At 59.3% G+C, this 9,378-nt stretch carries 7 protein-coding genes, 1 tRNA gene and 1 rRNA gene; 3 read left to right on the forward strand and 6 right to left on the reverse strand.

The genetic code is table 11. From position 1 onward, the window contains the following. Nucleotides 1-147: 147 nt before the first annotated feature. Genes B5F12_RS11215 through B5F12_RS11910 form a run of 4 tightly spaced genes read right to left on the reverse strand, consistent with a single transcriptional unit; the run spans nt 148 to nt 3,080 of the window. Nucleotides 148-948, reverse strand: coding sequence for an ATP-binding cassette domain-containing protein (locus B5F12_RS11215; RefSeq protein WP_087234429.1), 801 nt, complete (start codon nt 946-948; stop codon nt 148-150). A gap of 6 nt (nt 949-954) precedes the next feature. Continuing rightward, on the reverse strand, nt 955-1,857 hold the full coding sequence (locus tag B5F12_RS11220; protein ID WP_087234431.1) for an ABC transporter permease: 903 nt from the start codon (nt 1,855-1,857) through the stop codon (nt 955-957). 57 nt (nt 1,858-1,914) lie between these two features. Then, nucleotides 1,915-2,916, reverse strand: a complete 1,002-nt coding sequence (locus B5F12_RS11225; protein ID WP_087234432.1) for an ABC transporter substrate-binding protein — start codon at nt 2,914-2,916, stop codon at nt 1,915-1,917. After that, nucleotides 2,913-3,080 (reverse strand): hypothetical protein, encoded by a 168-nt coding sequence (locus B5F12_RS11910; protein ID WP_158096672.1) that lies wholly within the window; start codon nt 3,078-3,080, stop codon nt 2,913-2,915. The genes B5F12_RS11225 and B5F12_RS11910 overlap by 4 nt, the downstream gene beginning before the upstream one ends. 327 nt (nt 3,081-3,407) lie before the next feature. On the opposite strand from B5F12_RS11910, the gene B5F12_RS11230 reads away from it, so the two are divergent. The 3 genes from B5F12_RS11230 to B5F12_RS11240 all read left to right on the forward strand — a co-directional run bounded on the left by B5F12_RS11230 (nt 3,408) and on the right by B5F12_RS11240 (nt 8,923). Continuing rightward, nucleotides 3,408-4,562, forward strand: coding sequence for a nucleoside recognition domain-containing protein (locus B5F12_RS11230; protein ID WP_087234434.1), 1,155 nt, complete (start codon nt 3,408-3,410; stop codon nt 4,560-4,562). Between the two features lie 51 nt (nt 4,563-4,613). Beyond that, nucleotides 4,614-4,823 (forward strand): hypothetical protein, encoded by a 210-nt coding sequence (locus B5F12_RS11235; RefSeq protein ID WP_087234436.1) that lies wholly within the window; start codon nt 4,614-4,616, stop codon nt 4,821-4,823. Nucleotides 4,824-4,981: 158 nt separating this feature from the next. After that, nucleotides 4,982-8,923, forward strand: a complete 3,942-nt coding sequence (locus B5F12_RS11240) for an exo-alpha-sialidase (protein ID WP_087234438.1) — start codon at nt 4,982-4,984, stop codon at nt 8,921-8,923. 110 nt (nt 8,924-9,033) lie between these two features. Here the strand turns inward: B5F12_RS11240 and rrf are convergent. Continuing rightward, nucleotides 9,034-9,149 (reverse strand): 5S ribosomal RNA (gene rrf / locus B5F12_RS11245). Between the two features lie 129 nt (nt 9,150-9,278). Beyond that, nucleotides 9,279-9,354, reverse strand: a tRNA-Lys gene (locus B5F12_RS11250). Nucleotides 9,355-9,378: the final 24 nt, after the last annotated feature.

Below are 9,378 nucleotides of genomic sequence, written 5' to 3' on the forward strand. Positions count from 1 at the left end.
CTTCAGATTCCACCTCACGATGGACACCCTTGCCTTCGGCTAACAGTTCCTACTGCCAAGTCTGTAGTGGACTTTCACCACCAAGTTATTGCCCATGCCGGGCGCACCAAGCAAAAAAGTCGTTCTCCCGTGGGAGAACGACTTTTTTCATTCACTCAGCAACATGCGGTCGTTGTCCAGCTGTTGGCCCGTGCCCGCTTTGAACTGCTCCAAGAGATCTTGGACGGTCATGCCCGCTCTCTGCTCTCCCTCCACGTCCAGCACCACGTGGCCGTCTGCCATCATCAAAGTGCGGTTGCCCAGCTCCAGGGCCTGGGACATGTTGTGGGTGACCATGAGACAGGTGATGTGGTCCCGGGCCACAATGTCCCGGGTCAGTTTCAGCACCTGCTCCGCCGTGGCGGGGTCCAAGGCAGCGGTGTGCTCGTCCAGCAGCAGCAGCTGGGGCGGCACCAAGGTGGCCATGAGCAGGGTCAGGGCCTGGCGCTGTCCGCCGGACAGCAGCCCCACCGGGTGCCCCATGCGGTCCTCCAATCCCATGCCCAACAGGCTCAAATGCTCCCGGAACATGGCCCGGTCCTTTTTGCTGATGCGGCTGAAAGGCGCATTGCCCCGGGAGGAGCGCAGATAGGCCAGAGCCAGATTCTCCTCAATGGTCATATGGGGAGCCGTCCCCTTCAAGGGGTCCTGGAACAGCCTCCCAATGGTACGGCTGCGCTTGTGCTCCGGGAGATAGGTGATGTTGCGTCCCCCCAGAGTGATGCTGCCCTGGTCCACATAGAAGGTCCCGGCAATGGCGTTGAAGAGGGTGGATTTTCCCGCTCCGTTGGAGCCGATGATGGTGATAAAATCCCCGTCCTTCACCTCCAGGGATAGGTTCGAGAGGGCGGTCTTCTCATTGATGGTTCCGGGATAAAAGGTCTTGGAAATCCCTTTGATGTTCAGCATGTTCCCTCACGCTCCCTTCCCTGCCATGGCTTTTTTCTTCTGGAATGCCACCCAGCAGCGCAGGGTGGGGGCAGCAATGGCCAGGCCTACGATGATGGCGGTGACCAGCTTCAGGCACTCCACCGGCACCACCTTGGTGTAGAGCACAATGGCGTAAATCAAACGATAGATGATGGAGCCCACGATCACCGCAATGGCTCCCTTGAGGATGGAGCGTCGGCCCAGCACCGTCTCACCGATAATGAGGCAGGCCAACCCGATGACCACAATGCCCGTGCCGCCGTTGATGTCGGCGGTACGCTGGTACTGGCCCACCATGCCGCCGGACAGGGCGGTGAGGGCGTTGGCAATGCACAGACCCACGGTAATGGTAAAGGTGGGATTCACCGAGGAAGCCCGCACCATGTCCCGGTTGTCTCCGGTGGCCCGGATGGACAGGCCCAGCCGGGTGCCCAGGAAGAGCACCAACAGTACCACCATGAGGATGGTCACACCCCCGGCCAGCACCGTCTCATACCACTTCCCGCCGATGCCCGTGGTGCGGAATAGAGAGAAGATGGTGTCGTCCTTCAACAGGCTCACATTGGAGCTCCACCCCATCACCATGAGGTTCACGGTATATAATCCTGTGTTGGTGACGATGCCCGCCAAAATGGAGGGCACACCCAGGCGGGTCTGCAAAAAGGCGGTGACAAACCCGGCACAGGCTCCTGCCACCATGGCCGCCGGAATGGCCAAAAAGGGGTGGCCAGCCGCGGTCACCGTCACCGACACCGCCGCCCCCAGCACAAAGGCCCCATCCGTGGTCAGGTCGGCAATGTCCAGAATGCGGTAGCTCAAAAACAGGGCCATGGCCACCAGCGCATACAAAAAGCCCAGCTCCAGGGCCGTCTGCACAATATACAGCAATTCCTTCACGCTCCTTTGTCCCGTCCGGCACCTATGTGCCGGACGGGGCATGTTTTCTTATTCCTTGGTGGTAGTCACTTCCACCACTTCACCCAGCTGGCCAAACACCTGAGAGTCAATGCCCAGGGCCTTGGCGGTCTCGGTGTTCACGGTGATGAGGCCGCCGTCCATGTAGTACACATCCTCCATGCCGTCCACGCCCTCGGTGATGGCCTGGTAGGCCAGGTCTGCGGTGCGGGTGCCCAGATCGGTATAGTTGACGCCGCAGGTGGCAAAGGCGCCGTTTCTCACGAAGGAGTCCGCCCCGGTGTAGTGGGGAATTTTGGCCTGGGCCAGCTGCTCGTAAATGGCCAGCTCGGCGGACATGATCACGTTGTCGGTGGGAGTGAAGATGGCATCCACACCACCGGCCACCAGAGCGGAAGCCGCGGCGATCACCTCGTCATTGGTATTGCCCGTCTGTTCCACATAGGAGATTCCCTTGCTGTCCAAGTACTCCTTGGCCTCCTGGATGGGAGTGGCGGAGTTGGGCTCGGACAGAGAGTACAGCAGTCCCACCTTCTTCAGGTCGGGATTTTGGGTGAGCATCATATCCAGAATGACGCTGGTCTCCAGGGCGTCGCTGGTGCCGGTGACGTAGTCCAGCCCGGTGAGCTCTGCGGTCTTGGGGTCCGATACTGCGGCGTACACCACAGGGGTCTGGGTGTCCTGGGCACACAGGGCCATCACCTGAGCGGCGGTGCTGGCAATGGGAATGATGGCGTCCACCCCGTCTACAATGGCTTGGTCTCCCAGCTGCTTGAGTACGGACTGGTCGTTCTGCCCGGAGTACACCTCATATTCAATGGTTACATTCTTTTCCTGGGCAATGGAGTCCAGCTGAGTGGTGATTGCTTTGGCGATCTCATCCAGAGAGGCATGGTCCATCTGCTTGACCACAGCCACCTTGTAGGTGTCGTCCTTCCCATCCTTGCCTGCACCACAGGCACACAGAGAGAGAAGCATGGTGCCCGCTACGGCACAAGCGGCAAATCGACGGATGATCTGGTTGTTTTTCATGGTGTTTTCCTCCATTTTTTGAATTTGGGCGGCAGATGTTTTTCCGCTTTGCCAGGGCCGAAAAATGAAAAAAGCCTCTGCCCCACATGGGACAAAAGCTCAGCTTCTGCGATACCACCCAAATTGACGCCAAACGACGCCCACTCGCTTACGCATACCATCATATGCGCCCCTTCTGATAACGGGTGGGGTACCCGTCAGTCCCTACTTGGTCGCCCGTTCGGTCTGCCCTCCGAAGTCCATTCTCCTAGCTGCTCCCCGCCCCGCTCTCACCGTCCGGGACTCTCTGAAGGTTCGCCACACTGGATACTACTCTCCGTCAATGGTTTGCTGTATTGAAGTTGTTGTGGCCATTATACGCACCCGCTCCCCACTTGTCAACCCCTTTCAAAGAAAAATTTTTAGCACACTAATGTGTCATACTTTTTGAGAGGGACGTGCAAGTCCCTCAGACGACACGCATACCCTTTTCTCACGAGGGAGGGACTGCCATGTTTCGCATCTTAAAAAAACAAATTCTCCGGGATTCCGTCGTCCTCATCGCTCTGGTCACCGCCGCCCTGGCGCTGGTGACTGCCCCCACCCAGGCTATGACAGGGGCGAAAAATGGGCTAACCCTGTGCTGCAACGTCATCATCCCCTCCCTCTTTCCCTTTTTTGTCCTCTCCTCCCTGGCGGTGGATTTGGGGCTGGCCGCCTATCTGGGGCGGCTGCTGGAGGGGGTCATGCGCCCCCTGTTCCGGGTCAGCGGCTGCTGCGCCATGGCCGTGGTGCTGGGCTTTGTGGGCGGCTACCCCCTGGGAGCCAAAACCGCCCTGGAGCTGTACCGCCAAGGTCTGTGTACCAAGACGGAGACCGAGCGGCTTCTGGCCTTCTGCAACAACTCCGGGCCCGCCTTCATCTTGGGCGTGGTGGGAGCTGGCATCTTTGGCAGCGGCCAGATTGGCCTGCTGCTCTACGCCTCCCACTGTGTCGCCTCTCTCCTCACTGGCCTGCTCTTTCGGTTCTACGGCCACGAGGACCCACGGGCCAAGGCAACCAGCTATCCCAAGCCCATTGCCGCCACCACCATTCCCGCCGCCTTCACCAATGGGGTGGTGCGCTCCTTTTCCAATCTATTGAACATCTGTGCCTTTGTCATCTTCTTTTCCGCTCTCCTCCAGCTTATGTCCTACTTTGGAGTATTCACCGCCATTGCCCGGCTGCTCTCTCTGATGGGTGTCTCCTCCCGCTATGCTCCCCAGCTGGTGGCGGGCCTGCTGGAGCTCACCTCCGGGGTCTCCTCCCTGGGCGGCGTGGCCAGTTCCGCCGGGTCCATCTCCATGGCCGCCTTTATGCTGGGCTGGGCCGGGCTGTCCGTCCACTGTCAGGTGCTGTGCTTCCTCATTGACAGCGGCCTTTCTGCCCGCACCTATCTGCTGGGCAAATTCCTCCATGGCCTCATCTCCGCCGCCCTCACCTACCTGGTGACCACCCTCTTCCCCCTCACCTATCCGGTCTCGTACTATCTCACGTCCCAGACCCAGACCATCACCCAGCTGGATTTCCGCCACATCCTCCCGGTAACCCTGGCCACCGCCGTGCTCTGCTGGATGGCCCTTGTTGCTCTGTGTCGATTTTTGTCTGGAAAAACAGGTGGAAAATAGCGGGCGTTTGGTGTATACTGAGGAGGATCTCGGAAGAACAGGAGACTTGCTATGCTGTTTCAAAAAAATATTGAACCCCGCTGCCTCTACTGCAAGCGAGGTGTGGCTCTGGATGAAGAGCAGATTTTGTGCTCCCGCAAAGGCGTGGTGGACCCATGCGGCGCTTGCCGGGCCTTCCGGTATGACCCCTTAAAGCGTGTGCCCAAAAAGCCCGTGGTGGCCAACTTCTCCCACCTGAAAAAAGAAGACTTTATGCTCTAACCCCTCCGTTTCCTTCCAGGAGCCTGACCGATGGTCGGGCTCCTGGTTTTTTGTCCTTCTACACCACTCTCTTCTAATTCCCTTGACCCGAAGTCCACTTTTTGGTATGATAGTTTTGTGCAATACAGAGAGAAGCACATGTACAAGGAGGATGTGTTATGAACAAAATACCAATGTCTAAGCGCATCGCGGCCACTGCATTGTCAGCCAGTCTCCTGCTCAGCTGCTGTCTGACCGCACCCCCGGCCCGCGCCACAGGAGAACGTGATGTCAGCGCATCGCCCTGGTCTACCATTGTGGATGGCGATCTGGGCGACGGAAGCGTCCAGTACCTGAGAGATCGGGACGGCGTGGATGCAGGCGAAACCTATGCCATTTTCTACAACACCACCCGCAGCATTCTCTACCACACAGGAACCGGAAAGACAGACCAGGTCACCGGGACAGCCGCCAACGACGCCCTCAGCCTGGCTTCCAACTTTGCCTCTTCCCGGCAGCTATGGACCATTGAAAAGCGAGAGGGAGACGACGGCTACAACATCAAGAGTCTGGACAGCAACCGCTATCTGGATCTGAGCCAGACCACCGCCGTCAACGGACATGTGAACACCTCAGACCAGCCGGTGCGGGTGGACATCACCTTCCACGAGGAAAGCGGCACCTATACCCTCTCCAATGGCAGCAACTACCTCACCCACGGCAGTACCGCAGGCAACAAATACTACTGCAGCACCAGCCAGGACTCCGCCCTGATTGAATTCCAGCTCTATCAGGAGACCCAAGTGCTGCCCACCGTGGTGGGGGAGAACCCCAAGGGTACGCAGCCTGTGTCCGAGCCCTTCAGCAGTGAGGCCACCGGAAGCCAGCATTTCCGCATCCCCTCTCTGTACACCCTGGACAACGGCTGGATCGTGGCCGCCTCGGACATCCGCTGGACCACCAGCGGTGACTCTCCCCAAAACCTGGACACCATTGTCAGCATCTCCAAGGACAACGGCCAGACTTGGGAGTGGGAAGTGGTGAACTACCTGGCCGACATGGCGGAAACCACCACCAGCAACGCCAGCAGCTCCTTCATTGATCCCTCCATCGTCCAGGACAGCAACGGCACCGTCCACATGGTGGTGGATGCCTGCCCCTCTTACGTGGGCCTGATGAGCGGCAATCAGATGGGCCAAGAGAGCACCGGTTTTGACGATCAGGGCCGCCTGCTGGTGGCCAAGGCTACCGCTGGCACCTATGCCCCCAAGACCGTTTCTTCTTACACCTACTATGTGGATTTGAACAACACCAACGGTTTGGCAGAGCCCGCCAACGACAACGGCAAAGATGTCATCCTCTACCCCATTTGCAGCCAAGACGGCACCGCCACAGATACCTGGGTGGATGCCTACTTGAACGTGTATGTAAAGTCTGAGGAAGACGGCACCTTCACCAAGCCCTACGTCACCCAGCTGGGCAACTCCGCCAACCGGGTGCAAAAGAACCTGTTCTTCCAGAACAGCGAGTGGAAGGTCTATCCGGTGTTCTACATCATGCACCGCACCGCCCAGGTCACCGACGAGGGCTTGGAGTGGAGCGAGCCCAAGTTCTTGAACATCAAGACCGCCGCCAATGAGAAATTCACCGGCGTCTGCCCTGGCCGTGGTGTCACTATGACCTACAACGGCACAGAGCGCATTATCTTCCCCCTCTATGACAACCGCACCGGCAACGAGCTGGCCAGCGTCATCTATTCCGATGACGGCGGCGCCAGCTGGCAGCGGGGTGAGCACAACAGCAACCTCAATGGGGTGGGCAAGACCAGCGAATCGCAAGTGGTGCTCCTCCCCAACGGCGATCTTCGGATGTACTCCCGCAACACCATCAACTATGTCAGCTACGCCGACTCCTCCGATGGCGGTGTGACCTGGAGCCAGTGCCAGCCTGACAACAATCTGTTCAGTCAGAAGAGTGGCGGCGGCTGCATGGTCTCCTTCATCAATCTGGAGGGCACGCTCATCGGTCCCGACGACCAGGAGTATGACAACCTGATTCTGGGCTCCTATGCCCGCATTCAGCGCTCGGAGGGCGTGGTGCGCATCGGCTCCGTGGCCGAGGACGGCACTGTCACCTGGCTCAACGATGACGCCACCCGCTACACCGGCGTCAACAATTGCTTCGCCTACTCCTGCGTCTCCCAGCTTCAAGAGAACGGCAAGGCCACCGACACCTTTGCCATTCTCTACGAAAACCAGTCTCCCCCCTGCCAGATCGCCTTTGAAACCCTCACGGTCCAGGACCTGCTGGGTGACGGCTGGTACATGATCCAGGATGAGAGTGAGAAAATCACCCTGACTCTGGAGCCCCAGTTCGTCAATCTCAGCGTGGGCCAGTCCGGACAGGTGCAGGCCATTGTCACCCCTGAGGATGCCGCCACCATCACCTGGAGTTCGGACAACCCCGCAGTGGCTACGGTCAGCGACACCGGTGTCGTCACCGCCGTCAGCAGCGGCACCGCTACCATCACCGCCACGGCCACCGCCTCCAACGGGATTGTCCGCACCGCCAAGCTCTCTGTGGCAGTCCAGGACGAGAGCGGCATCACCCTGCCTCCCTGTTTCCAGGATACCATTTCCAGTGAGGAGCACGAGGCCCAAACCACCTATGATCTGGACACCGACGGCATAGACGCAGAGGGTGTCTACGCCATCTATCACGCCGGTACCCAGAGAATCCTCTATCACGCCAACGGCCAGAGCAACACCGATCAGGTGACCGGCTCCGTGTCCAACAACCAGCTGACCTTGGACGGACAGTATGCCGCCAGCCGTCAGCTGTGGCGCATCACCCAGACCGAGGAGGGCTACACCATCCAGAGCCTGGAGGCGGACGGCGCCTACCTCCGCCTCAATGACGCTGCTACCCAGCCCGGCGCCCGCGTGCCCGTCCAGAGCGGGCCCTACACTCTGACCATTCAGCCCGGCGCCACCCCTGGCTCCTATACCATCTCCCACACGGTGGGCGACCAGGAGCTCTATCTGTCCCACTCCAGCGAACCCACCAAGCAGTACAACGTGAGCACCGAGGGCTGCGAGGTCCAGCTGTTCCTGCAAACCACCATCCCCGCCCACACCACCTATCAGGTCAGCACCAGCGGTCTGAGAGAGTTGGTGGCCTTTGTGGACACCTTGGATACCCAGGACTACGCCCCCGAGTGCTGGGAGGCCCTCCAGGCCGCCAAACAGGCCGCCAACGACTTCCTGGCCAACGATGACGCCCCCGTGTTTGACAACGAGGCAGACGCCCAAGCCCATCTGGAACAGGTGACCGCTCTCACCCAAGCCCTGTATCAGGCGTGGATGGAGCTGGTTCCTCCCCACACCTATGGAGAGCCCGACTTCCAGTGGGCTGAGGATTACTCTCAGGCCACCGCCACCTTTATCTGCACCTATGAGGGCTGTGGTCACTCTGAGACGGTGAATGCCGTCATCACCACCCAGGAGACTCCCGCCACCTGCACCGAGCCGGGCAGCACCACCTATGTGGCCACCGTGGTCTTCCAAGAGGAGCCCTACACCGCCCAGCAAGGGGTGAAGCATGACGCCCTGGGCCATGACTTCTCGGTCCTGTGCCACGATGAGACAAGCCACTGGTATCAGTGCTCCCGCTGCTCCGCCACCACCCAGCCGGAGGCACACAGCGGCGGCACCGCCACCTGCCAGGAGAAGGCTGTGTGTGCCATCTGCCAGACCACTTACGGCGATCTGGCCGCCCACACCCCCGAGGCAATCCCCGGGAAGGCTCCCACTTGTACCGAGACCGGACTCAGCGAGGGCAGCCAGTGCTCCGTGTGCCACACCGTTTTGGTGGCCCAGGAGACCCTGCCCGCAACGGGCCACAGCTATTCCAACGGTGTCTGCACCGTCTGTGGAGCCAAGGACCCGGACGCTGAGAAGCCCACTCCTACGCCTACTCCCTCCCCCGCCCCCACCTCTCAGCCGGAAGGCCCGGCTCAAACCGGTGACAGCGCCAACCTTCCTGTGCTGTTCACCACAATGACCATTTCCGCGCTTGGTCTCCTCCTGTTGATGGACCGAGTCCGCAGAGCCAAGCACTAACCCATGTCAAAGACCCCTGGGGATTGTTCCCCAGGGGTCTTGTGGTTGTAGTTTGATTCTATAGAGTCGTAAAAAATAAAAAGAGGACGATCAAACGATCGTCCTCTTCGTGTCGGCACTACCTATCTTCCCGGGCCGTCGCCAGCCAAGTATTTTCGGCGCAAGTGAGCTTAACTGCCGTGTTCGGAATGGGAACGGGTGGACCCTCACTGCAATCAGCACCGACTAAGTCGACACAGACCTTTTGATCTGCACTGAACATTTGACATATTACCAGGTTTCTCTGGTTTTGTCAAGTGTTTTTCCCCATTTTTTTGGGGTTCCCACTTAGGTGTGCCTCACACCTAAGTGGGAGTGGTACACCTTCAGGGACTCGAACCCTGGACACCCTGATTAAGAGTCAGGTGCTCTACCAACTGAGCTAAAGGTGCCCATGGAAGGGGGTGTCATGCTTC

It is taken from the genome of Pseudoflavonifractor sp. An176 (assembly GCF_002160435.1).
GTDB lineage: Bacteria > Bacillota > Clostridia > Oscillospirales > Oscillospiraceae > Enterenecus > Enterenecus faecium.

Excerpts from the sequence above, each read along its gene's own strand:
- B5F12_RS11230 (WP_087234434.1), top strand. The coding sequence starts at position 3,408 with ATGTTTCGCATCTTAAAAAAACAAATTCTCCGGGATTCCGTCGTCCTC.
- B5F12_RS11240 (WP_087234438.1), top strand. The coding sequence starts at position 4,982 with ATGAACAAAATACCAATGTCTAAGCGCATCGCGGCCACTGCATTGTCA.
- B5F12_RS11215 (WP_087234429.1), bottom strand. The coding sequence starts at position 948 with ATGCTGAACATCAAAGGGATTTCCAAGACCTTTTATCCCGGAACCATC.
- B5F12_RS11225 (WP_087234432.1), bottom strand. The coding sequence starts at position 2,916 with ATGAAAAACAACCAGATCATCCGTCGATTTGCCGCTTGTGCCGTAGCG.
- B5F12_RS11910 (WP_158096672.1), bottom strand. The coding sequence starts at position 3,080 with ATGATGGTATGCGTAAGCGAGTGGGCGTCGTTTGGCGTCAATTTGGGT.
- B5F12_RS11235 (WP_087234436.1), top strand. The coding sequence starts at position 4,614 with ATGCTGTTTCAAAAAAATATTGAACCCCGCTGCCTCTACTGCAAGCGA.